This window comes from Enterobacter sp. SST3 (assembly GCF_000286655.1).
GTDB classification, from domain to species: Bacteria; Pseudomonadota; Gammaproteobacteria; order Enterobacterales; family Enterobacteriaceae; genus Enterobacter; species Enterobacter roggenkampii.
Genome location: NZ_ALNS01000014.1, coordinates 99,039 through 124,137, shown reverse-complemented (window position 1 = coordinate 124,137; position 25,099 = coordinate 99,039). Strand labels below are relative to the sequence as shown.

Below are 25,099 nucleotides of genomic sequence, written 5' to 3'. Positions count from 1 at the left end.
TGCCGTAAAAGGAAAAAGCATGCATTGAACTACTTTGCCATGAAGTGTAGACGGGATGAAATAAAAAAGGCCGCCCAAGGCGGCCTTACAGACTGATGACAAGGTGCATGCTGTGCATTTCGCCCGGCGGCGCTACGCTTGCAAGGGCCTACAATGAAACATGCAATGCATTGATCTCTTTGCCCTGTGTAGGCCGGGTAAGCGCAGCGTCACCCGGCAAGAAAGACGGCAAATATGTGCCTGTAAACCCTGACGAGGGGCTATCGCTCCCCCGGCGTTTTTTTCTGGGTGTCGTCTTAGTATCAGTAAAAATCGCAGGTCGCTTTCTCGGCCTGATCCATCCACACCGGCTTCTCGCTGGTTTTCGCCCAGACGCGGTGCAGATAGCTATAAAAACGTGCACGATCTTTCCAGAACAGCATCACCGGCAGAGCCAGCACGCCAGCCACTACGGCGAAAGCGCGGCGCATGAACACGATATGAGCCGGAAACTCTTTATAAAGATCCATATTTTTCTCCCCTATAGTTGGCCGGAAACGTCATCCGGAAAATTCAAAATCTGTGACCTGGCTAAAATAATATCGCTTTGTTTGTAATTTTACTACTCATCCGACCACTTATTTTCGTCCGTTTAGCCAAAATTTACATTCACGCCGTAATTAAGTTACAAAAAAGTTAACGATTTACTTATCAATAGTTAAATTGTGGGCTTTGCCATTTTTATACTTTTTTTACACCCGCCCTTCTCATTTTTGCGAAATCTTTGCGCCATAAATCCTACCGTTAGCACAACAACAAAAGTCACCCGGAGGTGGATTGTGAGTGCAGGTCTTATTGCCGGCATCGTGCTGGTGTTCCTGTTATTGGGTTATCTGGTTTATGCCCTGATTAATGCGGAGGCATTCTGATGGCTGCTCAGGCGTTTTTGCTTATTGCCAGTTTCTTAGTGGTGTTGTTCGTCCTGGCAAGGCCACTGGGCTCGGGGATGGCACGGCTCATCAATAACGTTCCCCTGCCCGGCACGGGAAGCGTTGAAAAAGGGATCTGGCGCGTACTGGGTATAGACGATCGGGAGATGAACTGGCGTGACTATCTGATCGCTATTCTGCTGCTGAATATTGTTGGCCTCATCGCGCTTTTTGCCATGCTGATGTTGCAGGGTGTCCTGCCTTTGAATCCGCAGCAGTTACCGGGCCTGTCCTGGCATCTGGCGCTAAACACGGCGGTCAGTTTTGTCACCAACACCAACTGGCAGTCCTATGCCGGTGAAACCACGCTCAGCTACTTCAGCCAGATGGTCGGGCTAACCGTGCAGAACTTCCTCTCTGCCGCCAGCGGTATTGCGGTGATCTTCGCGCTAACGCGTGCGTTTGCGCGCCAGAAAGTGAGCACGCTGGGTAACGCGTGGGTGGATCTGACGCGCATTACCCTGTGGATCCTGCTGCCGATTGCGCTGCTGATCGCGCTGTTCTTCATTCAGCAGGGCAGCCTGCAAAACCTGCTGCCTTACGCACCTTATACCTCGCTGGAAGGCGCAAAACAGCTCCTGCCGATGGGGCCAGTGGCGTCGCAGGAAGCCATCAAAATGCTCGGGACGAACGGCGGCGGCTTCTTCAATGCCAACTCGTCGCACCCGTTCGAAAACCCGACCGCCCTGACCAATTTTGTGCAGATGCTGGCGATTTTCCTGATCCCCGCCGCGCTCTGCTTTGCCTTTGGCGACGTGGTCAACGATCGCCGTCAGGGGCGCACCCTGCTCTGGACCATGTCGCTGATCTTTGTGGTCTGTGTTGCGCTGGTGATGTGGGCCGAATGGCAGGGTAATCCGCACTTCCTCTCACTGGGTGCAGATAGCGCAATCAACATGGAAGGTAAAGAGAGCCGCTTTGGCATTCTCGCCAGCAGCCTGTATGCGGTGGTCACCACGGCAGCGTCGTGCGGGGCCGTCAATGCCATGCATGATTCCTTTACGGCGCTGGGCGGCATGATCCCGATGTGGCTGATGCAGATTGGCGAGGTGGTGTTTGGCGGCGTGGGCTCCGGTCTTTACGGCATGCTGCTGTTCGTGCTGCTGGCGGTGTTTATTGCCGGTCTGATGATTGGCCGCACCCCGGAGTATCTGGGTAAAAAGATCGACGTTCGCGAAATGAAATTAACCGCGCTGGCAATTCTGGTCACCCCAGCCCTCGTGCTGCTCGGCACCGCGCTGGCGTTGATGACCGAGGCCGGACGCAGCGGCATCTTTAACCCTGGCATTCACGGTTTTAGCGAAGTGCTGTATGCCGTCTCCTCTGCCGCCAACAACAACGGCAGCGCCTTTGCAGGCCTAAGCGCCAACTCTCCATTCTGGAACTGTCTGCTGGCGTTCTGCATGTTCGTGGGCCGCTTCGGGATCATTGTGCCGGTTATGGCGATAGCCGGATCGCTGGTGAACAAAAAAATCCAACCGACCACCACCGGAACGTTACCGACCCACGGCGCGCTGTTTATCGGCCTGCTGACGGGCACCGTGTTGCTGGTCGGCGCCCTGACCTTTATCCCCGCCCTCGCGTTAGGCCCGGTCGCGGAATACCTCTCTTTACGCTGATTTTGCGGAGAAATTGTCATGAGTCGTAAACAACTGGCCCTGTTCGAACCGTCATTAGTTCGCCAGGCGCTCATGGATGCGGTGAAAAAGCTGAGCCCGCGCGTGCAGTGGCACAACCCGGTGATGTTTATCGTCTGGGCGGGAAGCGTCCTGACCACCGCCCTGGCGATTGCCATGGGAACGGGCCATATGCCGGGAAATGCGATGTTTACCGGCGCCATCAGCCTGTGGCTGTGGTTTACCGTGCTGTTCGCCAACTTTGCGGAAGCGCTGGCGGAAGGCCGGAGCAAAGCCCAGGCCAACAGCCTGAAAGGGGTGAAAAAGACCGCCTTCGCACGCAAGCTACGTGAACCGAAGTACGGTGCCCAGATGGACCACGTTCCGGCAGATGAACTGCGTAAAGGCGATGTGGTGCTGGTGGAAGCCGGTGACATCATCCCTTGCGACGGCGAAGTCATTGAAGGGGGCGCATCGGTGGATGAGAGCGCCATCACCGGCGAATCCGCGCCGGTGATCCGTGAGTCCGGCGGCGATTTCGCCTCCGTGACGGGCGGGACGCGCATTCTCTCCGACTGGCTGGTGATCCAGTGTAGCGTTAACCCGGGTGAAACCTTCCTCGACAGGATGATCGCCATGGTGGAAGGCGCACAGCGTCGTAAAACGCCAAACGAGATTGCCCTGACCATCCTGCTGGTGGCCCTGACCATTGTCTTCCTGCTGGCAACCGCGACGCTGTGGCCGTTCTCTGCCTATGGCGGCACCGCGGTCACCGTCACGGTGCTGGTGGCGCTGCTGGTTTGTCTGATCCCCACCACCATCGGCGGCCTGCTGTCGGCCATCGGCGTGGCCGGCATGAGCCGTATGCTCGGTGCCAACGTCATCGCCACCAGCGGGCGTGCGGTGGAAGCCGCCGGTGACGTGGATGTGTTGCTGCTGGATAAAACCGGCACCATCACCCTCGGTAACCGCCAGGCGTCGGATTTTTTACCCGCCCCGGGCGTGGATGAAAAAACGCTGGCGGATGCCGCCCAGCTCTCCTCGCTTGCCGATGAAACCCCGGAAGGCCGCAGCATTGTGATCCTCGCCAAGCAGCGCTTTAACCTGCGCCAGCGCGACGTGCAGAGCCTGCACGCCACGTTCGTGCCCTTCACGGCGCAAACCCGCATGAGCGGCATTAACATTCAGGATCGCATGATCCGTAAAGGCTCGGTTGACGCGATCCGCCGCCACATTGAGGCCAACAACGGTCATTTCCCGCCGGAAGTGGACAGCCTGGTCGAAAGCGTGGCCCGTCAGGGGGCGACGCCGCTGGTGGTGGCCGAAGGCGCGCGCGTGCTCGGGGTCATTGCCCTGAAGGACATCGTCAAAGGCGGCATCAAGGAGCGCTTTGCCCAACTGCGTAAAATGGGGATCAAAACGGTGATGATCACCGGGGATAACCGTCTTACCGCCGCGGCGATTGCTGCCGAAGCGGGCGTGGATGATTTCCTTTCCGAAGCCACACCGGAAGCCAAGCTGGCACTGATTCGTCAGTATCAGGCGGAAGGCCGTCTGGTGGCGATGACCGGCGACGGGACCAACGATGCTCCTGCCCTCGCGCAGGCCGACGTGGCGGTGGCGATGAACTCCGGTACCCAGGCCGCAAAAGAGGCGGGCAACATGGTCGACCTCGACTCTAACCCGACCAAGCTGATTGAAGTGGTGCACATCGGCAAGCAGATGCTGATGACGCGCGGTTCGCTGACCACGTTCAGTATCGCCAACGACGTGGCGAAGTATTTCGCCATCATTCCGGCCGCGTTTGCTGCGACCTATCCGCAATTAAACGCCCTGAACGTGATGCACCTGCACTCTCCGGCCTCGGCCATTCTGAGCGCAGTCATCTTTAACGCCTTGATTATTGTCTTCCTGATCCCGCTGGCGCTGAAGGGCGTGAGCTATAAGCCGCTCACGGCGGCCGCCATGCTGCGCCGCAACCTGTGGATTTACGGCCTGGGCGGGCTGGTGGTGCCCTTCGTCGGTATCAAGGTTATCGATCTGCTGTTGACCCTGTTCGGCCTGGTTTAAAAGGTGAATCAAATGACCATGTTACGCCCCGCTATACTTCTGTTCATACTGCTGTCTCTCATTACCGGCGGGCTGTACCCGCTGGTGACCACCGCGCTGGGCCAGTGGTGGTTTAAGGATCAGGCCAACGGCTCGCTGATACTGCAAAACGGTGAAAACCGCGGCTCTCGCCTGATTGGTCAGAACTTTACGGATGCCCGCTACTTCCAGGGACGCCCTTCCGCCACTGCCGAAAGCCCGTATAATCCGATGGCATCCGGCGGCAGCAACCTGGCGGGCAGCAACCCCGAGCTGGACAAAGCCGTCGCTGAGCGCGTGGCAGCCCTGCGCGCCGCCAATCCGCAGGCCAGCCGTGACGTTCCCGTGGAGCTGGTAACCGCCTCGGCCAGCGGGCTGGACTACAGCCTGACCCCGGCAGCCGTGGCATGGCAGATCCCGCGCGTCGCCGCTGCCCGTCAGCTGACCATCGAACAGCTGAGCCAGTTGGTGGCAGAGCATACGCAAAAGCCGCTGGTCAGCTTCATCGGCATGCCCGTGGTTAATATTGTTGAGCTGAATCTGGCGCTGGACGCGCTAAGGAAAAACTAAATGACCGACGAGCCCATGCGCCCGGATCCGGACAGGCTGCTCGAACAAACAGCTGAAGCCCATCGCGGCAAACTGAAAATTTTCTTCGGCGCCTGCGCGGGCGTCGGGAAAACCTTCGCCATGCTGACGGAAGCCCAGCGGCTTCGGGCGCAGGGGCTCGATATTCTGATCGGCGTGGTTGAAACCCACGGACGTAAAGAGACGGCATCACTGCTGAAGGGGCTGGCTACCCAGCCGCCCCGCCGCATCAGCCACCGCGGTCGGTTAGTCACCGAATTCGATCTCGATGCCGCCCTCGCCCGCCGCCCCGCGCTTATCCTGATGGACGAGCTGGCGCACAGCAATGCGCCAGGCTCGCGCCACCCCAAACGCTGGCAGGACGTTGAAGAATTACTTGAAGCCGGTATCGATGTGTTCACCACGGTTAACGTTCAGCATCTGGAAAGCCTGAACGACGTGGTCAGCGGCGTGACCGGCATTCAGGTGCGAGAGACGGTGCCGGATCCCTTCTTTGATTCCGCGGACGAGGTGGTGCTGGTCGACCTGCCCCCCGATGATTTACGCCAGCGCCTGCATGAAGGCAAAGTCTACATCGCCGGCCAGGCCGAGCGCGCCATCGAACATTTCTTCCGTAAAGGCAACCTGATTGCCCTGCGCGAGCTGGCTCTGCGCCGAACCGCCGACCGTGTGGACGATCAGATGCGCGCCTGGCGCGATTTACAGGGACAGGAACGCGTCTGGCACACGCGGGACGCCATCCTGCTGTGCGTGGGGCACGGCAGCGGCAATGAAAAGCTTGTCCGCACCGCCGCGCGCCTGGCGGCCAAATTTGGCAGCGTCTGGCATGCGGTATATGTCGAAACGCCGCAGCTGCACGCGCTGCCCGAAAACCAGCGCCGCGCGATCCTGAGTTCGCTGCGCCTGGCGCAGGAGCTGGGCGCGGAAACCGCCACCCTTTCCGATCCGCAGGAAGATAAAGCCATTCTGCGCTACGCGCGCGAGCATAACCTGGGGAAAATCGTCATTGGCCGTCGTCAGCATCGGCGCTGGTTTAGCCGAGAATCCTTTGCCGACAAGCTGGCCCGTCGCGCGCCGGATCTGGATCTGGTGATCGTGGCGCTGGACGACAAACCTACCCCTTTACCCAATCGCGCGCCGGACAGCCGTACCTTCAGCGATAAATGGCGCATTCAGCTTCGCGGCTGTCTCGTCGCCGTCGTGCTCTGCGCCCTGATTACCGTGATTGCCAGCCAGTGGCTGATCGCGTTTGATGCCGCCAACCTGGTGATGATCTACCTTTTGGGCGTGGTGGTGGTGGCGCTCTTCTACGGGCGCTGGCCGTCGGTCCTGGCGACGGTGATCAACGTCATCAGCTTCGATCTGTTCTTTATTGCCCCCCGCGGGACGCTCGCCGTCTCGGACGTGCAGTACATCCTCACCTTTGCCGTCATGCTCACCGTCGGGCTGGTGATCGGCAATCTGACGGCGGGCGTGCGCTATCAGGCGCGCATCGCCCGCTATCGCGAACAGCGCACGCGCCATCTCTATGAGATGTCGAAATCGCTGGCGGTGGGCCGCACGCCGCTGGATATCGTGCAGACCAGCGAGCAGTTTATTCGCTCGACGTTTCATGCCAGCAACCTGATTTTACTCCCGGACGAACACGGCAAGCTGCGCCCGCTGACGTCCGCCACAGGCATGACGCCCTGGGACGAAGCCATCGCGCGCTGGAGCTTTGACAAAGGCTTACCGGCGGGCGCAGGGACCGACACCCTCCCCGGCGTGCCCTACCAAATTCTGCCTCTGCGCAGCGCCGATAAAAATCAGGGGCTGGTCATCGTGGAGCCTTCCAACCTGCGCCAGCTGATGATCCCCGAACAGCAGCGTTTACTGGAGACGTTTACGCTGCTGGTTGCCAGCGCGCTGGAACGACTGGCCCTCACCGCCAGCGAGGAACAGGCCCGGCTGGCGAGCGAGCGTGAAAGCATTCGTAACTCGCTGCTGGCGGCGCTGTCTCACGATCTGCGTACCCCGCTCACCGTCCTGTTCGGTCAGTCAGAAATTCTGACGCTGGACCTGGCGGCGGAAGGCTCGAAGCATGCACTTCAGGCCAGCGAGATCCGCCAGCACGTGCTGAATACCACACGCCTGGTGAATAACCTGCTCGACATGGCGCGTATCCAGTCGGGCGGATTTAACCTCAAAAAAGAGTGGCTCACGCTGGAAGAGGTGGTGGGCAGCGCGCTGAAAATGCTCGAACCCGGCCTGGGCGGGCGACATATTGCGCTGAACATGCCCGAGCCCCTGACCTTAATTCATGTTGATGGTCCGCTGTTTGAACGGGTGCTGATCAACCTGTTGGAAAATGCCGCCAAATATGCGGGCGCCAGCGCGCAGATTGGGGTGGATGCGACGGTGGACGACGGCGCGCTTCGCCTTAACGTCTGGGATACCGGCCCGGGCATTCCTGCCGGGCAGGAGTTGGCTATTTTCGAGAAATTCGCGCGCGGCAATAAGGAGTCGGCCATTCCGGGCGTGGGGCTGGGGCTGGCCATTTGCCAGGCGATCATTGACGTGCATGGCGGCTCCATTTCCGCGGAGAATCGTCCGGAAGGCGGTGCGCGTTTTTGTGTTACACTTCCTCTGGAAACCCCGCCAGAACTTAATGAATTACCAGAGGATTTGTGATCAACGTTCTGATTGTTGAAGATGAGATCGCCATTAGCCGTTTTCTGCGCGCTGCGCTGGAAGGAGACGGTCTGCGCGTCCATGATGCAGGTACGCTTCAGCGGGGGTTAATTGAAGCCGCCACCCGCAAGCCGGACCTGGTGATCCTCGATCTGGGTCTCCCGGACGGTGACGGCATCGATTTTATTCGTGAAGTCCGTCAGTGGAGCCAGATGCCGATCCTCGTGCTCTCCGCCCGTACTGAAGAGACGGATAAAATCGCCGCGCTGGATGCCGGGGCGGATGACTACCTGATTAAACCGTTTGGCATCGGCGAGCTACAGGCTCGCCTGCGCGTGGCGCTGCGTCGCCACAGCGCCACCACGCCTGCCGATCCAACCTACACGTTTGGGGATATCCGGGTTGACCTGGCCGCGCGGCGCATTGTGCGCGGCGAAGAGGAAATTCACCTCACGCCCATCGAATTTCGCCTGCTCGCCGTGCTGCTCAACAATCACGGCAAGGTTCTCACCCAGCGCCAGCTGTTAAGTCAGGTGTGGGGGCCCAACGCCGTGGAACATAGTCACTATTTACGCATATATATGGGGCACCTTCGTCAGAAACTCGAAGTCGACCCCGCTCGCCCTCGCCATTTATTAACTGAAACCGGTATCGGTTATCGGTTTATGCTCTGAATAACTATTCAGTTTATTTTTAAATAAAATAAAAACCTCTCAGAAAATATTTCATAAATAATCCACTCGATATTTTTTGGGTTATTTATGCCCATTCAAAACATTTGCAATACATTCTGTTAACCCGATACCAACAAATCAGAATTTTGATCTGCGATATTCATCAAAAACGACTATTTATTTCTAAAATGATCGGTTAACAGTGATCTCCTTCACAGTTAATCGCGTTTTCCTGGATAAAATGACCGTGCTTTCAATTACTGAAAGGAAAATAAATCATGGAAAACAACAATCGTTTAATGCCCCATATAAGGCGGACAACACATATCATGATGTTTGCCCACCGAAACTGCTTTGACTTTCATCTCTTTAATGCCCGGTAGTCCTTCGACTTCTGGCGCATTCGCTTACAGGTTACCCTGAAACATCTTATTTTACAGGCCATTGCCTGTGAACGCGTGCGCTCATTCATTTTGATTCAGACCCATCCTCACCGGGCGGACTGAATTTCAATCATCAAAAAAGCAATGTACTGATTTTAATCAGCGGCCACCCTTTGCTTTTTTTCCGGAAAATTATCGATTTCTTTTTTGCAAGAAATCGAGGGACGCTTATTACCTAAAATAAAGAGAGAAAGATGAAAAGTTTAAAAATCGCAGCCAGCCGCGCCTGTCCTGATTGCTTTACCACCCAGCGTGAACTGGTGGATGTCCGGGCCTCGGATTATATCGACGTTGCCGCTATTGTGCTGGCGGTCAGTGATATTACCGATGGCATACTGGAAGAAATAGAAGCCACCGGATTTGACATTCCTGTTTTTGTCGCGACGCATAAAGAAGAATTCATTCCGGCAGATTATTTATCGCGCATTCATGGCGTATTTGAGTATTCAGACACCAGCAACGACTTTTATGGACGCCAGCTGGAGGCGGCTGCCCTGAAGTATGAAACCCAGCTGTGCCCGCCGTTTTTCCGCGCCCTTGTCGACTATGTAAAACAGGGCAACAGCGCGTTTGACTGCCCGGGGCATCAGGGCGGCCAGTTCTTCCGCCGCCATCCTGCCGGCAATCAGTTCGTTGATTTCTTTGGCGAGACGCTTTTCCGCGCCGATCTGTGCAACGCCGACGTGGCAATGGGCGATCTGCTGATCCACGAAGGCGCGCCGTGCATCGCACAGCAGCATGCGGCGAAGGTCTTTAATGCCGATAAGACCTACTTCGTGCTCAACGGTACCTCGTCATCCAACAAAGTGGTGCTGAACGCCCTGCTCACCCCGGGCGACCTGGTGCTGTTCGACCGTAATAACCACAAATCCAACCATCACGGTGCCCTCCTCCAGGCAGGCGCAACGCCGGTCTATCTGGAAACCGCGCGCAACCCGTACGGCTTTATCGGCGGCATTGACGCCCACTGTTTTGAAGAAAGCTATCTTCGCGAGCTGGTGGCAGAAGTCGCACCCGGCCGTGCACGCGATGCGCGTCCGTTCCGTCTGGCGGTGATCCAGCTGGGCACCTACGATGGCACCATCTACAACGCCCGCCAGGTGGTGGATAAGATTGGGCACCTGTGTGATTACATCCTGTTTGACTCGGCCTGGGTGGGTTACGAGCAGTTTATTCCAATGATGGCCGACTGCTCGCCGCTGCTGCTGGAGCTGAACGAAAACGACCCGGGGATTTTGGTTACCCAGTCCGTGCATAAACAGCAGGCCGGCTTCTCGCAGACCTCGCAAATCCACAAGAAAGACAGCCATATCAAAGGCCAGCAGCGCTATGTCCCGCATAAGCGGCTGAATAATGCCTTTATGATGCACGCCTCCACCAGCCCGTTCTATCCGCTGTTTGCCGCGCTGGACATCAACGCCCGTATGCATGAAGGCCAGAGCGGCCGCAACATGTGGATGGACTGCGTGGTGAACGGTATTGAGGCGCGAAAACTAATCCTGGAGAACTGCCAGTATCTGCGCCCGTTCGTGCCGGAGACGGTGGATGGCCGTCCGTGGGAAAGCTGGGACACGGCGGAGATTGCGACCGATCTGCGCTTCTTCCACTTCGTACCGGGTGAAAACTGGCACGCTTTTGAAGGCTACGCCGAGCATCAGTATTTTATCGACCCGTGCAAGCTCCTGCTGACCACGCCGGGCATTAACGCCCGCACCGGGGAGTATGACGGCTTCGGCGTGCCTGCCACCATCCTCGCCAACTTCCTGCGTGAAAACGGCATCGTGCCGGAGAAATGCGATCTCAACTCGATCCTGTTCCTGCTCACGCCTGCGGAAGATATGGGCAAGCTGCAGCAGCTGGTGGCGCAGCTGGTGCGTTTCGAAAAACTGCTCGAGAGCGATGCTCCACTAAAAGAGGTGCTGCCTTCCATCTGCAGACAACATCCGGAACGTTACGCGGATTACACCCTGCGCCAGATCTGCCAGGAGATGCATGACCTGTACGCCCGTCACAATGTCAAACAGCTGCAGAAAGAGATGTTCCGCAAGTCTCACTTCCCGCGCGTGATGATGAACCCGCAGGACGCGAACTACGCCTATCTGCGCGGAGAAGTGGAACTGGTCTCCCTGCGCGACGCGGAAGGCCGCATCGCCGCCGAAGGCGCCCTCCCTTATCCACCGGGGGTATTGTGCGTGGTTCCAGGGGAGGTCTGGGGCGGCTCCGTGCTGCGCTACTTCGCCGCGCTGGAAGAAGGCATCAACCTGCTGCCGGGCTTCGCGCCGGAGCTGCAGGGTGTGTACGTCGAAGAGTGCGAGGGCCGCAAACAGGTTCGCTGTAACGTCATCAAACAACCCGCCGCTCAGCCCGCGCTGCTGAAAGGAGAGAAATTATGAGTAAGTCCAATAAGATGGGCGTGGTGCAGCTGACCATCCTCACCATGGTGAACATGATGGGTTCAGGGATCATTATGCTGCCCACCAAGCTTGCCGAAGTAGGAACCATTTCAATTATCTCCTGGCTGGTGACCGCCGTCGGCTCGATGGCGCTGGCATGGGCGTTTGCCAAGTGCGGGATGTTCAGCCGCAAGTCAGGCGGCATGGGGGGCTACGCCGAGTATGCCTTTGGTAAGTCTGGCAACTTTATGGCCAACTATACCTACGGGGTGTCACTGCTGATCGCCAACGTGGCGATTGCCATCTCCGCCGTGGGCTACGGTACGGAGCTGTTTGGCGCGACGCTTAGCCCGGTACAGATTGGCCTGGCCACCATCGGCGTGCTGTGGATCTGCACCGTGGCTAACTTTGGCGGGGCGCGTATCACCGGACAGCTCTCCAGCATCACCGTCTGGGGCGTGATTATTCCGGTTGTCGGCCTGTGCATCATCGGCTGGTTCTGGTTCAGCCCGACCCTGTACGCTAACTCCTGGAACCCGCACCATGTGCCGTTCTTCAGCGCAGTCGGCTCTTCTATCGCCATGACGCTCTGGGCCTTCCTGGGCCTGGAATCCGCCTGCGCGAACGCAGAAGTGGTTGATAACCCTGAAAAGAACGTGCCGATTGCGGTCCTCGGCGGTACGCTGGGCGCGGCGGTGATCTATATCGTCTCGACGAACGTCATTGCGGGCATCGTTCCGAACATGGATCTGGCCAACTCCACGGCGCCGTTCGGGCTGGCCTTCGCGCAGATGTTCACGCCGGAAGTCGGGAAAGTGATTATGGGTCTGATGGTCATGTCATGCTGCGGTTCACTGCTTGGCTGGCAATTCACCATCGCACAGGTATTTAAATCTTCGGCTGATGAAGGTTACTTCCCAAAAATCTTCTCCCGTGTGACCAAAGCCGATGCGCCGGTGCAGGGCATGCTGGCGATTGTTATCTTCCAGAGCGGATTGTCGCTGATGACCATTAGTCCGTCGCTGAACAGCCAGTTCAACGTGCTGGTCAACCTGGCGGTGGTGACGAACATCATTCCGTATATTCTGTCGATGGCGGCGCTGGTGATTATTCAGAAGGTTGCGAAGGTGGATCCGCGCAAGGCGCGTGCGGCCAATATCGTGGCGCTGATTGGCGCAATCTACAGCTTCTATGCGCTCTATTCCTCCGGACAGGAAGCGATGCTGTATGGTGCGATGGTGACCTTTATGGGCTGGACGCTGTACGGTCTGGTGTCACCACGGTTTGAATTGAAGAATAAGCACAGTTGAAAAAAAGCCCGGTGGCGCTAGCGCTTACCGGGCCTACGATCGTTGTTGTAGGCCGGGCAAACGCAGTGCCGCCCGGCACACAAACCGCACTTACGCGTTTTTCAGCACTTCGCTGACAATCTCTACCGCTTCTTTCTCAATCTGCTGACGATGCTCAGCGCCGAGGAAGCTTTCGCAATAGATTTTATACGCATCTTCCGTACCGGATGGACGCGCAGCGAACCAGCCGTTTTCGGTCATTACTTTCAGACCACCAATAGACGCACCGTTACCCGGTGCCGCCGTCAGACGCGCGGTGATCGGATCGCCCGCCAGGGTGCTTGCACTGACCATCTCCGGAGAGAGTTTGGACAGGGCCGCTTTCTGGGCAGACGTTGCGCTGGCCTGAATACGGTTATAGCTTGGCGCACCAAAACGTTCCGCCAGCTCGTTGTAATGTTCCTGCGGGTTCTTACCGGTGACCGCGGTGATTTCCGCCGCCAGCAGGCACATGATGATGCCGTCTTTATCGGTTGACCACGGCGTGCCGTCGAAGCGCAGGAAAGAGGCCCCCGCGCTCTCTTCACCACCGAAGCCAAAGCTGCCGTCGTGCAGACCGTCAACAAACCATTTGAAGCCCACAGGTACTTCCACCAGCTTGCGGCCCAGCGCCTCGACCACGCGGTCAATCATCGCGGAGGACACCAGCGTTTTACCGACAGCCACCTCTTTGCCCCACTGTGGACGGTGCTGGAACAGGTAGTTGATCGCAACAGCCAGATAGTGGTTCGGGTTCATCAGCCCGGCAGGAGTGACGATACCGTGACGGTCGTAATCCGGGTCGTTCGCAAACGCCAGATCGAATTTATCACGCAGCGCCAGCAGGCCCGCCATCGCGCACTCGGAGGAGCAGTCCATGCGGATCGCGCCGTCTTTGTCCAGGTGCATAAAGCGGAAGGTCTGATCGACGTGATCGTTCACGATGGTCAGATCCAGCTTGTAGTGCTCGGCAATACGTTTCCAGTATTCAATACCGGAGCCGCCCAGCGGATCCACACCTAGCTTCAGGCCGGCTTTCTGGATGGCCGCCATATCGACGATATCCGCCAGCCCTTCCACGAACGGCTGAACCAGATCCTGCTCTTTCACGTGGCCGGACGCCATGGCCGCATCCAGAGAAATACGCTTCACGCCTTTCAGGCCGTCAGCCAGCAGGGCGTTCGCACGATCTTCCACCACTTTGGTGACGTTGGTGTCTGCCGGGCCACCGTTAGGCGGGTTGTATTTGATGCCGCCGTCTTCCGGCGGGTTGTGGGATGGCGTGATCACGATACCGTCAGCCAGCGCGCCACCTTTTTTGTTGTGCACCAGGATGGCGTTAGAGACCGCAGGCGTTGGGGTGAAGCCGTTGTTCTCCTGAACAATCACATCAACGCCGTTCGCTGTCAGAACTTCCAGCACGGAAATAAAGGCCGGTTCAGACAGGGCATGGGTATCTTTCCCCACGTAGCACGGACCGGTAACGCCGTTTTTAGCGCGCTCTTCCGCAATGGCCTGAGCAATGGCCAGAATGTGCGGTTCGTTAAAGCTGTGGCGCGCCGCGCTGCCGCGGTGACCAGATGTACCAAACTTCACTGCGTGTTCTGCGTTGCCCACGACCGGCTTCAGCACGTAATACTGCGCGGTCAGCTGAGCGACGTTAATCAAATCGCTTTGTTGTGCAGGTTGGCCTGCACGGCTGTGATTTGCCATTACCGGGTCCTTCTGATGCAAGGGTTAAATTGTACCGCAAACCTTCTCAATCAATTCCGCCGGGAACTGCATGGACTGCATGATGTGTTCAATCATGCTGCACTTGCGGCCCGTATTGGTATTGGTGATCACCCAGTACGGGGTGCCAGGAACATGTTTGGGTTTGGTTTGATTGCCATTTTGCAGCAGCGTCTGCTCGTCGCCCGCGAAGTAGACGCGAGTACGACCGTGCAGCGACTCGGTCGCTTCAGCAAACGCTTTGTTATCCAGTGAATAAAGTGTAGACAGCACCAGCATAAAGCGGTTAACCGCCTTTTTTTGCTCCGCATATTCATCGGAGAGCAGCAGCTCGCGCATCGCGCGCACTTTATCTTTTGCCGGTGTCACGGCAGGTTTTGCTTGTGCAACAACGCTTGGCTGAGACACGACATCTTTGGTGACTGGGGTAGCAGGCTGTGAAGCGGCGGAAATTTTAAGCATGCGCCGTAAAATGTCGGACGCGCTCTCCCCGATATGCCGCGTCTGGCTGGCAATATACTGATAGAGTTCGTCATCAACTTCGATTGTTTTCATCTTAATCCAGTGCGATATCTTATCTGAATACAAGTCATTGGGATTATAAGGTCAAATCCCAACAGCGGATAGCGTCAAACCAGGTTGGCGGCAAAAGTCAGATTAAACTGGAACCTTGCAGCCGGGCGGCAGAATGGACAACATGATACCCTAACCTGACATACGTAAAAAAAGAACTTTGCCATGAAATTGAATACCCGAGCGCAAACTGCACAATCGCCGAACAATAATTCTCCCATCGTACTGGTTCACGGGCTTTTTGGCAGCCTGGATAACCTGGGCGTGCTGGCGCGCGATCTGGTTACCGACCACGATATTCTTCAGGTTGATATGCGCAATCACGGTCTTTCCGGGCGTTCCGACGAGATGACCTACGCCGCGATGGCGCAGGATCTGCGGGATACGCTGGATGCCAACCACTTGCAAAAGGTGACCCTCATCGGGCATTCAATGGGCGGTAAAGCGGTGATGGCCCTTACGGCGCTGGCCCCGGAGCGTATTAACGGCCTGGTGGTGATTGATGTTGCGCCCGTGGATTACGACGTCCGCCGTCACGACGAAATTTTTGCCGCCATCAATGCGGTCACCGAAGCGGGTGTCGCGACGCGTCAGCAGGCGGCTGCCGTCATGCGTGAGCATCTTGATGAAGAAGGCGTCGTCCAGTTCCTGCTGAAGTCATTTGTTGACGGCAAGTGGCGTTTTAACGTGCCGGTGCTCTGGAACCAGTACAACAATATCGTGGGGTGGGAAACCGTCCCCGCCTGGCCACACCCTACCCTCTTTATTCGCGGCGGTAATTCCCCTTACGTTACCGACGCGTACCGCGACGCCATACTGGCGCAATTCCCGCAGGCTCGCGCCCACGTCATTGCCGGAGCCGGACACTGGGTTCATGCGGAAAAACCTGACGCCGTGCTGCGCGCCATTCGCCGCTATCTTGCTGATACTGCAAATTGATTAAAAAGAGAGCGACTGGAAGGCTGCGGGCTTCCAGTCGTTGGCGCGCCGTTTTTGGTGATGTATGATGGCGCGCTTATCGCCCGGGCATTAGCAGGGCGGCGTGTTTCCCCCGAAGTCTCAGAATCATGGCCAAAGAACAAACGGACCGTACGACACTAGATCTGTTCGCGAATGAGCGTCGCCCGGGACGACCGAAGACGAATCCGCTTTCGCGCGATGAACAGCTGCGTATCAATAAACGCAATCAGCTTAAACGCGATAAAAATCGTGGGCTTAAGCGTGTCGAACTGAAGCTCAACGCCGACGCGGTCGATGCGCTTAACGAGCTGGCCGACGCGCGAAATATTAGCCGCAGCGAGCTCATTGAAGAGATGTTGATCGCCCAGCTTGAGATGCTGCGCAGCCAGGCATAAGTCTGAAAATTCCCTTAATTACCCTTTTCATGTAGCACAGAGTGCAGTCCTGCGCGATAGCTGTTTCCGCAGGGTTGCCAGTTCTGCTATTATTGCCCTTATCCGTGGCCGAATTGCGCCACCATACTATTAAGTTTCAAGAGGTTATTTTACTCATGGCAATCATCGGCATTTTCTTTGGCAGTGATACCGGCAATACCGAAAATATCGCGAAAAACATTCAGAAACAGCTCGGTAAAGACGTTGCTGATGTGCATGACATCGCCAAGAGCAGCAAAGAAGATCTCGAAGGCTATGACATTCTGCTGCTGGGTATTCCGACCTGGTACTACGGCGAAGCCCAGTGCGACTGGGATGATTTCTTCCCGACGCTGGAAGAAGTGGACTTCAACGGTAAGCTGGTTGCCCTGTTTGGCTGCGGCGACCAGGAAGACTACGCCGAGTACTTCTGTGACGCGCTGGGTACCATCCGCGACATCATTGAGCCGAATGGCGCTGTGATCGTCGGCCACTGGCCAACCGCCGGTTACCACTTCGAAGCGTCCAAAGGTCTGGCCGATGACGATCACTTCGTGGGTCTGGCCATCGACGAAGACCGTCAGCCAGAACTGACTGCAGAGCGCGTCGAGAAATGGGTTAAGCAGATCCGTGAAGAACTGCACCTGGACGATATTCTCAACGCCTGATTTTTATCGCGGCGCAACGGCGGTTGCGCCCGCGCACCAGGTCAAACCGATTAAATTAATTGCTACAATCTTTTAACTTTTTCGCCCAGACCTGTACAATGTCTCCCTGATAAAATGTGGTTTTCCACCGAGCAAGTTTGTTGGTGATACCCCATTTTTATAAGCATATTTTGCCTGAGACTTGCAGTTTTCATTTAGCCATGGCAGTTCTATAATGAGACGCATTATCCCGGGTGCATTTTCTGTCACTTCCTACAGAAGTGAATCGTTTAGCAACAGGACAGATTCCGCATGACTGACAACAATACCGCATTAAAGAAGGCTGGCCTGAAAGTTACGCTTCCTCGGTTAAAAATCCTCGAAGTGCTTCAGGGTCCAGACAATCACCATGTCAGTGCGGAAGACCTTTATAAACGTCTTATCGACATGGGTGAAGAGATTGGGCTGGCTACCGTCTATCGCGTGCTGAACCAGTTTGATGACGCGGGCATTGTCACCCGTCATAATTTCGAAGGTGGTAAATCTGTCTTCGAACTGACCCAGCAGCAGCACCACGATCACCTGATCTGCCTCGACTGTGGCAAGGTCATTGAATTTAGCGATGACTCTATCGAAGCGCGCCAGCGTGAAATCGCCGCGCGTCACGGCATCCGTCTGACCAACCACAGCCTGTACCTTTATGGTCACTGCGCTGAAGGCGATTGCCGCGAAAATGAACATGCGCATGACGCAAAATAAGTGAGTGTTCATACTCTGAGCCAGCCGTAAGGTTGGCTTTTTTTTGCCAGAAAAAAGCCCGGTGGCACTGTGCCACCGGGCATAAAGCAACTTATTTATTGTTATTGCGTATCTCGTTCCAGATCTTATCGCAACGCTTCGCCACTTCCTGATCGTTACCGGTTTTACGTGCCTGGATACAGGCCTGGTAATCCATCACGCGGACATTCTCCTGCGTCGCGAACTGCTCGTGCGCTTTCTCTTTCTTCAGCACGTTCAGCACGCTCTGGCAGGCTTCAATTTTCTCCGGCGAACCTTCCGCTGTATTAATACAGGCGCTGTAGGCCTCCTTGAGACGGGAGTCCTCTTTCGGTGCCTGAGTCTGGGCACACGCCACCAGCCCCGATGCCAACAGCGCGACGATTACGATTTTTTTCATCATTTGCAGTCTCCGGTCCGGCGGGATCTAACCCGCCGGACGATTCATCAGAAGATGGTGAACGGTGCGATAACCATGAATTTCACGTCACGTTCATCCTGGAAGATGTTGCCGTAACCGCCCGCGTAGCTCGGGATATCGGAGTGGTTGTCGTACTGGGTGAAGTGCAGTTTGAACATCGTGCCTTTCGCGCGGCCATCCTGCAGGGTATAGATAGCATCCAGGCTGTAGGAAGACTCTTTCAGGCGATAGTTTGGATCGTAGTAAGCATCCGGTGTTGCCATGTCGGCAGGTTTTGCATCCCAGGCGTAAGCGTAAGAAGCGCCCACGGCCCAGCCCGGCAGGTTCCAGTTTTTCAGGTCATACATCGCGCCGAAGAAGACCGCTTTCTCACCGTCGGCGTTGAAGTCGGAGCGGTTATCCCACCAGATATCAAGACGACCGTTGGAGGAAGCATAGGTCGGGGTCATACGCTGCAGGAAGTAGCCCTGCTGCCCTTCCGCTTTCACCCATGTGCCTTCCAGACGCAAATCAACCTGACCGATCTTGTAGCCGAAGGTTAACGCCTGCAGCCACGCGGTGCCGTCGTAGATATCATTGACGCCACCGTTACTGACTTTGTCGCGCGTACCGTAGAACTGGTAGCTGGTACTCAGCGGGCTACCCGCAATATCAAACTTATAGCTGGCCTTGGCAAAGTATTGATCGATATACCCTTGCGCCTGGCCGAATGCCGCTTCGAGAACCAGATCGTTTTTGAAGTCGTATTTCGCACCCAGCGAGTGGAGGTAATCGACTTTGGTTTTCTTATCGTTCTGGTAGAACTTGTCCATTTCAATGTGCCACGGTGCTTTGTACTCGTTGGTCCACATATAGGAGAAGCTCAGCGCACCTGCGTCACCGTAGTCAAAGTTAGCCCCGGCTTCTGCACCCTGATAGGTACCCGGCATAAAGCTCCAGTGTGGGGCTAACAGCGTCTGGCCGGTTGGCTGAATATAGCCCCCACGCGCCCAGACCGGGCCGTATTTAAATTTCGCTGCGGCTTTGTAGAGGCTGATACCGCTCTTATCCCCGGACCAGTCTTCATCATAGGCTTTGTTGCTGGAGGAGAAGGCGATTTCGTTCGGGTGGCCGCTGTCGCCGTTTTCCGCCATTTCGATCGCGGTGAACGCGGCGATATCCAGACCGAACATATCCGCGGCGTAGCCTGACTGGAAGTCCAGGTTGGCGTTCCAGGTGGAGTGCGAGAGGTTGGTTTTGTATTTATCTTCAGTGACGTCTTTACGGTCACGCTCACGCTGCCAGTAATAAATACCGCCCGTGAGGGTAGAATCTTCGATGAAACCCGCTGCTTTTGCCTCTGGCGCAATCACCAGGCCCGACATTGCTGTCACACCGGCAATAGCCAGCGCCAGCGCACTACGTTTGCCACTGAACGTACGCATAGATTATTCCTCTTTGACGAATTAAAACGCCTGAAACGGCGTAAATAAAAAAGACCAAATGGTCAGGGGTAGTGTTAAATACCCTCGAATTAACTACCGTCTTTAGGTTATTTTTCGCGACGCGAATTATCAATGCTTTTCAGCGGGCAAAAGTCAGGATTATGACGAAGTGCACATAATTGGTAGTGCTTTGTAACATTTACAGGAAGGCGAGGAATGACGGGGAATTCTCAGCTATTTCAGTGTCCAGGCGTGCGATCGGTTTCCTTTTTTATAACCTTTTTGATTTTCGTAATGACACAAACTTTTTTTTAAAAAATAAGTAGCACCTCATTGACCTGTTATTTTCATGACGCCACTTTAACCCCTGGCTTAATACTCTGATCGTTAAATAAAAAAACGCCGCATAATGCGGCGTTTGTTTCTCATTGACCAGAGCAGCAATATTATTCGCCGATCTTCGTCCAGGTATCACGCAGGCCCACGGTACGGTTAAATACCGGTTTTTCCGCCGTGCTGTGACGGCTGTCCAGGCAGAAGTAACCTTCACGTTCGAACTGGAACGCTTTGCCTGCTTCAGCCGCTTTCAGAGAAGGCTCCGCATAACCCTGCTTGATCACCAAAGATTCCGGGTTAATGGTCGCCAGGAAGTCTTCCGCCGCACCTGGGTTAGGCACGCTGAACAGGCGATCGTACAGACGAATCTCTACCGGCAGCGCGTGGGATGCGCTCACCCAGTGGATAACGCCTTTCACCTTGCGGCCATCCGCCGGATCTTTACTCAGCGTCTCAGCGTCATAAGTACAGAAGATGGTGGTGATATTTCCTTCCGCATCTTTTTCAACGCGCTCGGCTTTGATGACGTAAGCATTACGCAGACGCACTTCTTTACCCAGCACCAGACGCTTGTACTGCTTGTTAGCTTCTTCGCGGAAGTCAGCGCGGTCAATCCAGATCTCGCCGCTGAACGGCACGTCACGGCTTCCCATTTCCGGTTTGTTCGGATGGTTGGGCATGGAGACCAGCTCGCTCTCGCCCTGCGGATAGTTTTCGATAACCAGCTTCACCGGGTCGATAACGGCCATCGCGCGCGGGGCATTTTCATTGAGGTCTTCACGAATGCAGGATTCCAGAGACGCCATCTCAATGGTGTTGTCCTGCTTGGTCACGCCGATACGCTTGCAGAACTCACGGATTGACGCAGCGGTGTAGCCACGGCGGCGCAGACCCGAGATGGTTGGCATACGCGGGTCGTCCCAGCCCTCAACGTGCTTGTCGGTGACCAGCAGGTTCAGCTTACGCTTGGACATCACGGTGTATTCCAGATTCAGACGAGAGAACTCGTACTGACGCGGATGCACAGGAATGGTGATGTTATCCAGCACCCAGTCGTACAGACGACGGTTGTCCTGGAACTCCAGCGTACACAGCGAGTGGGTGATCCCTTCCAGCGCATCGCTGATGCAGTGGGTGAAGTCGTACATCGGATAGATGCACCACTTGTTGCCGGTCTGGTGGTGTTCTGCGAACTTGATGCGGTACAGCACCGGATCGCGCATCACGATGAACGGAGACGCCATATCGATTTTGGCACGCAGGCACGCTTTGCCCTCTTCGAAGCCACCGGCACGCATTTTTTCAAACAGCGCCAGGTTCTCTTCCACGCTGCGATCGCGGAACGGGCTGTTTTTACCCGGTGCGGTCAGCGTACCGCGGTACTCACGGATCTCATCTGCAGACAGTTCGTCTACATACGCCAGACCTTTGTTGATGAGCTCTACCGCGTAGGCATACAGCTGATCAAAATAGTCAGAGGAGTAGCAGATATCGCCAGACCAGTTGAAGCCCAGCCATTGCACGTCATTTTTGATGGACTCAACGTATTCGATGTCTTCTTTTACTGGGTTGGTGTCATCGAAACGCAGGTTGCACTGTCCCTGGTAGTCTTGCGCAATGCCAAAGTTCAGGCAGATGGACTTCGCATGCCCGATATGCAGGTAGCCATTCGGCTCCGGCGGGAAACGGGTATGAATTGTGGTGTGCTTACCACTGGCCAGATCTTCATCGATGATCTGACGAATAAAGTTACTCGGGCGGGCTTCTGCCTCACTCATCGTGGATTCCTCAAAGCGTAAACAACGTATAACGGCATATGATCTTATAAGCCGGACGTAGTGACAACCCTTAGTTACGGAAAATACGTATCAGATGAAAATAATGGGGGCATTTGCTGCAAAAAAAAGCGGCGGAGGATATCCCCCGCCGCTTAAGGCATGACTCTACTCAGGAGCGATTACTTGCCTTTAATCTCATACAGCGGGGTTTGACCCGCAACAACCTGACCTTTCGCCTGGATGACCAGACCGCTGAAGTCGTCAATGTTGCTGCAAACCACCGGGCTTATCATGGAACGCGCGTTGGCATTCAGGAAGTCCAGATCCATTTCCAGAATCGGCTGCCCGGCCACCACTTCAGCGCCCTCTTCCACCAGGCGAGTAAAGCCCTGACCATTCAGCGCAACGGTATCGATACCCATGTGGACAACGATCTCCGCGCCCTTTTCGGTTTCGAGGCAGAACGCGTGGTTGGTGTTGAAGATTTTCACGATGGTACCGGCAGCAGGAGACACCACGGTTTTATCCGTTGGTTTCACCGCCACACCGTCACCGACCGCTTTGCTGGCGAACGCTTCATCAGGTACCTGCTCAAGGTCAACCACGTCACCCGTAACCGGAGAGACCAGCGCGGCCACCGTCACAGCATTAGGCACGGCCTGCGGCTTCGCTACCGGGGCAGCCGTCGACGCAGGCGCGCTGTCGGCTGATGCCGCCGCGACCGGTCCACGGGCAACCACTTTCTTCATTTCGTCACCGATGGATTCCGCTTTGGCACCCACGATAACCTGGATAGTTTGTTTGTTCAGTTTAACCACGCCCGATGCGCCAAGGCGTTTACACATTGCGTCGCTGACGCGTGCAGAGTCACCCACCGTCAGACGCAGACGGGTGATGCAGGCATCAATGGCTTTCAGGTTGTCAGTCCCCCCGACGGCAGCGATATAGCTGGTCGCCAGCTGGGTCAGGCCCTCTTCGGTGTTGCTGTTGGCTTCGCTGGTGACCACTTCGTCTTTGGTGTCTTCGCGGCCCGGCGTTTTGAGGTTAAACATACGAATAACCGCAGTGAACAGCACGAAGTAGATGACGAAGAAGACCAGACCCATTACCACCAGCATCCAGACGTTCTTGCTTGCCGCCGGCAGGTTGTACATCAACACGTAGTCGATCGCGCCTGCAGAGAAGGAGAAGCCAGCATGGATACCCAGCAGAGTCGCCACAAACAGGCTGATACCGGTCAGGACCGCATGCATGAGGTACAGCACCGGCGCCAGGAACATGAACAGGAATTCCAGCGGCTCGGTTACGCCGGTCAGGAACGCGGTAATCGCAACGGACAGCAGCATGCCGCCAACCATTGGGCGACGCGCTTTTGGCGCAGCCAGGTACATTGCCAGCGCAGCGCCCGGCAGACCAAACATCATGATTGGGAAGAAGCCAGACATGAACATGCCTGCGGTGCCGTCACCCGCGTAGAAGCGGTTGATGTCGCCGTGGAATACGGTGCCCGCAGCATTGGTGAACTCACCAATCTGGAACCATGCGATAGTGTTCAGCACCTGATGCAGACCGGTTGGGATCAGCAGACGGTTGATGAAACCAAAGATACCTGAGCCAAGTGCACCCGCTGATACAATCCACTCACCACCCGCATGGATCGCATGCTGTACCGGTGGCCAGACGTAGCCAAAGATAGCGGCCAGAACCAGACAGAAGAAACCTGTCGCGATCGGCACGAAACGTTTGCCGCCAAAGAAACTCAGGAAGTCTGGCAGCTTAATGTTTGCCCAGCGGTTGTACACAGTACCACCGACCAGACCGGTAATGATACCTGCCAGCACGCCCATGTTGATTTCTGGGTTAATGGTTACCATCGCTTTCGTCAGGATGAAATAACCGACTGCCCCTGCCAGCGCTGCGGCACCCGCGCTGTCTTTTGACCAGCTAGAGGCAACACCGATGGCGAAAATCAGCGCCAGGTTGTCAAAAATGGCACCGCCAGCCTGAGCAATAAACGGTACGTTAAGAAGATCGGGTTGCCCGAATCGCAGCAGCAGCGCTGCAACCGGTAGCACGGCGATAGGGAGCTGCAAAGCCCTACCGAGGCGCTGGAAAAAACCTAAAATATTCATCCTATTCCCCCTACGAGACCCTTTTTCAGGCTCGCGCATAAACTATGTTTTTATTGTGTCACGAACGATAGATACCGTTGATAATTCACTGGCAGTCTGAGTGTGTGAAAAATTAATTCGTATCGCAAATTAAACACCTATTTTTTGTGATTTTTGTCACCAAATATCGTATTCAGCCCTCCCTTACACTGGCTAACAGTGAAAACTTATTTTATCATTCAAAAAATCAAGACGGATTGATCCGGCCTGAAAGTTTCCAGGTTACGCTTTAGTATCAGGTTCCGAAGCCATCCGCCCACTCTTCTACTTAAACTTTGAGGTGAACAATGAGACTGATTCCCCTGGCAACTGCAGAACAAGTTGGTAAATGGGCCGCTCGCCATATCGTAAACCGCATTAACGCGTTCAAACCGACCGCCGATCGTCCTTTCGTTCTGGGCCTTCCGACCGGCGGCACACCGCTGACCGCTTACAAGGCGCTGGTTGAGATGCATAAAGCAGGCCAGGTTAGCTTCAAACATGTTGTGACCTTCAATATGGATGAATACGTTGGCTTACCGAAAGACCACCCGGAAAGCTACCATAGCTTTATGCACCGCAATTTCTTTGATCACGTTGATATCCCAGCTGAAAATATTAACCTGCTGAATGGAAACGCGCCGGATATTGACGCAGAATGCCGTCAGTATGAAGAAAAAATCCGTTCCTACGGTAAAATCCACCTGTTCATGGGTGGTGTAGGTAATGATGGTCATATCGCGTTTAACGAACCGGCGTCCTCTCTGGCTTCCCGTACCCGTATTAAAACGCTGACCCATGACACGCGCGTGGCAAACTCCCGCTTCTTTGACGGTGACGTGAACCAGGTTCCAAAATACGCCCTGACCGTAGGCGTAGGCACCCTGCTGGATGCTGAAGAAGTGATGATTCTGGTGCTGGGCGGCGTGAAAGCGCAGGCGCTCCAGGCTGCTGTTGAAGGCAACGTTAACCATATGTGGACCATCAGCTGTCTGCAGCTGCATCCTAAATCCGTCATCGTCTGCGACGAACCGTCCACGATGGAGCTGAAGGTTAAAACGCTGAAATACTTCAACGAGTTAGAAGCCGAGAACATCAAAGGTCTGTAATTGAATAACCGC

At 55.7% G+C, this 25,099-nt stretch carries 21 protein-coding genes; 14 read left to right on the top strand and 7 right to left on the bottom strand.

Going from position 1 to position 25,099, the window contains the following annotated elements; translation table 11 throughout:
• Positions 1-302: 302 nt before the first annotated feature.
• Positions 303-509 carry a YbfA family protein gene (locus B498_RS12520; protein WP_008501079.1) on the bottom strand — a complete coding sequence of 69 codons (207 nt, stop codon included), beginning with the start codon at positions 507-509 and terminating at the stop codon, positions 303-305.
• A 309-nt stretch (positions 510-818) separates the two neighbouring features.
• Between B498_RS12520 and kdpF the strand changes: the two genes are divergently transcribed.
• The 9 genes from kdpF (at position 819) to potE (ending at position 12,750) form a co-directional block, all read left to right on the top strand.
• On the top strand, positions 819-908 hold the full coding sequence (gene kdpF / locus B498_RS22240; RefSeq protein WP_014069365.1) for a K(+)-transporting ATPase subunit F: 90 nt from the start codon (positions 819-821) through the stop codon (positions 906-908).
• A complete protein-coding gene (kdpA, locus tag B498_RS12525) occupies positions 908-2,587 on the top strand; it encodes a potassium-transporting ATPase subunit KdpA (protein WP_008501078.1) in 1,680 nt (559 codons plus the stop codon). Before kdpF ends, kdpA begins: the two co-directional genes overlap by 1 nt.
• Positions 2,588-2,605: 18 nt before the next feature.
• Entirely contained in the window at positions 2,606-4,654 is a 2,049-nt protein-coding gene (gene kdpB, locus B498_RS12530; RefSeq protein ID WP_008501077.1) for a potassium-transporting ATPase subunit KdpB, read from the top strand.
• 12 nt (positions 4,655-4,666) lie between these two features.
• Positions 4,667-5,242 (top strand): potassium-transporting ATPase subunit KdpC, encoded by a 576-nt coding sequence (kdpC, locus tag B498_RS12535; protein WP_008501076.1) that lies wholly within the window; start codon positions 4,667-4,669, stop codon positions 5,240-5,242.
• Positions 5,243-7,930 (top strand): two-component system sensor histidine kinase KdpD, encoded by a 2,688-nt coding sequence (kdpD, locus tag B498_RS12540; protein ID WP_008501075.1) that lies wholly within the window; start codon positions 5,243-5,245, stop codon positions 7,928-7,930.
• On the top strand, positions 7,927-8,604 hold the full coding sequence (kdpE, locus tag B498_RS12545) for a two-component system response regulator KdpE (protein WP_008501074.1): 678 nt from the start codon (positions 7,927-7,929) through the stop codon (positions 8,602-8,604). Before kdpD ends, kdpE begins: the two co-directional genes overlap by 4 nt.
• 278 nt (positions 8,605-8,882) lie before the next feature.
• Positions 8,883-8,987, top strand: coding sequence for a leader peptide SpeFL (speFL, locus tag B498_RS22720; protein ID WP_003858645.1), 105 nt, complete (start codon positions 8,883-8,885; stop codon positions 8,985-8,987).
• 254 nt (positions 8,988-9,241) lie between these two features.
• Positions 9,242-11,440, top strand: a complete 2,199-nt coding sequence (gene speF / locus B498_RS12550; RefSeq protein ID WP_008501073.1) for an ornithine decarboxylase SpeF — start codon at positions 9,242-9,244, stop codon at positions 11,438-11,440.
• Positions 11,437-12,750, top strand: coding sequence for a putrescine-ornithine antiporter (gene potE, locus B498_RS12555; protein ID WP_008501072.1), 1,314 nt, complete (start codon positions 11,437-11,439; stop codon positions 12,748-12,750). Before speF ends, potE begins: the two co-directional genes overlap by 4 nt.
• A gap of 90 nt (positions 12,751-12,840) precedes the next feature.
• Here the strand turns inward: potE and pgm are convergent, their stop codons facing one another.
• Together pgm and seqA are read right to left on the bottom strand one after the other, a co-directional pair.
• The gene (pgm, locus tag B498_RS12560; protein ID WP_008501071.1) at positions 12,841-14,481 is read right to left on the bottom strand and encodes a phosphoglucomutase (alpha-D-glucose-1,6-bisphosphate-dependent); all 1,641 of its coding nucleotides are present in this window, start codon (positions 14,479-14,481) and stop codon (positions 12,841-12,843) included.
• 24 nt (positions 14,482-14,505) lie between these two features.
• On the bottom strand, positions 14,506-15,054 hold the full coding sequence (seqA, locus tag B498_RS12565; RefSeq protein WP_008501070.1) for a replication initiation negative regulator SeqA: 549 nt from the start codon (positions 15,052-15,054) through the stop codon (positions 14,506-14,508).
• 183 nt (positions 15,055-15,237) lie between these two features.
• On the opposite strand from seqA, the gene ybfF reads away from it, so the two are divergent.
• The 4 genes from ybfF (at position 15,238) to fur (ending at position 17,851) form a co-directional block, all read left to right on the top strand.
• Positions 15,238-16,011 (top strand): esterase, encoded by a 774-nt coding sequence (gene ybfF, locus B498_RS12570; RefSeq protein WP_008501069.1) that lies wholly within the window; start codon positions 15,238-15,240, stop codon positions 16,009-16,011.
• A gap of 128 nt (positions 16,012-16,139) precedes the next feature.
• A complete protein-coding gene (gene ybfE / locus B498_RS12575; protein ID WP_008501068.1) occupies positions 16,140-16,427 on the top strand; it encodes a LexA regulated protein in 288 nt (95 codons plus the stop codon).
• Between the two features lie 155 nt (positions 16,428-16,582).
• Entirely contained in the window at positions 16,583-17,113 is a 531-nt protein-coding gene (gene fldA / locus B498_RS12580) for a flavodoxin FldA (protein ID WP_008501067.1), read from the top strand.
• A gap of 291 nt (positions 17,114-17,404) precedes the next feature.
• Positions 17,405-17,851 carry a ferric iron uptake transcriptional regulator gene (gene fur, locus B498_RS12585; RefSeq protein ID WP_008501066.1) on the top strand — a complete coding sequence of 149 codons (447 nt, stop codon included), beginning with the start codon at positions 17,405-17,407 and terminating at the stop codon, positions 17,849-17,851.
• A 91-nt stretch (positions 17,852-17,942) separates the two neighbouring features.
• Here fur and chiQ read toward each other — a convergent pair whose 3' ends face one another.
• The 4 genes from chiQ to nagE form a co-directional block, all read right to left on the bottom strand.
• Positions 17,943-18,269: a ChiQ/YbfN family lipoprotein gene (gene chiQ / locus B498_RS12590; protein ID WP_025912725.1), complete on the bottom strand. Its 327-nt coding sequence runs from the start codon at positions 18,267-18,269 to the stop codon at positions 17,943-17,945.
• 47 nt (positions 18,270-18,316) lie between these two features.
• Positions 18,317-19,714: a chitoporin ChiP gene (gene chiP, locus B498_RS12595; RefSeq protein ID WP_008501064.1), complete on the bottom strand. Its 1,398-nt coding sequence runs from the start codon at positions 19,712-19,714 to the stop codon at positions 18,317-18,319.
• Between the two features lie 446 nt (positions 19,715-20,160).
• The gene (gene glnS, locus B498_RS12600) at positions 20,161-21,828 is read right to left on the bottom strand and encodes a glutamine--tRNA ligase (protein WP_008501063.1); all 1,668 of its coding nucleotides are present in this window, start codon (positions 21,826-21,828) and stop codon (positions 20,161-20,163) included.
• Positions 21,829-22,007: 179 nt separating this feature from the next.
• Positions 22,008-23,960: a PTS N-acetyl glucosamine transporter subunit IIABC gene (nagE, locus tag B498_RS12605; RefSeq protein ID WP_008501062.1), complete on the bottom strand. Its 1,953-nt coding sequence runs from the start codon at positions 23,958-23,960 to the stop codon at positions 22,008-22,010.
• Between the two features lie 326 nt (positions 23,961-24,286).
• Here nagE and nagB point away from each other — a divergent pair, with 326 nt between their 5' ends.
• On the top strand, positions 24,287-25,087 hold the full coding sequence (gene nagB / locus B498_RS12610) for a glucosamine-6-phosphate deaminase (RefSeq protein ID WP_008501061.1): 801 nt from the start codon (positions 24,287-24,289) through the stop codon (positions 25,085-25,087).
• The last annotated feature ends 12 nt before the right edge of the window (positions 25,088-25,099 follow it).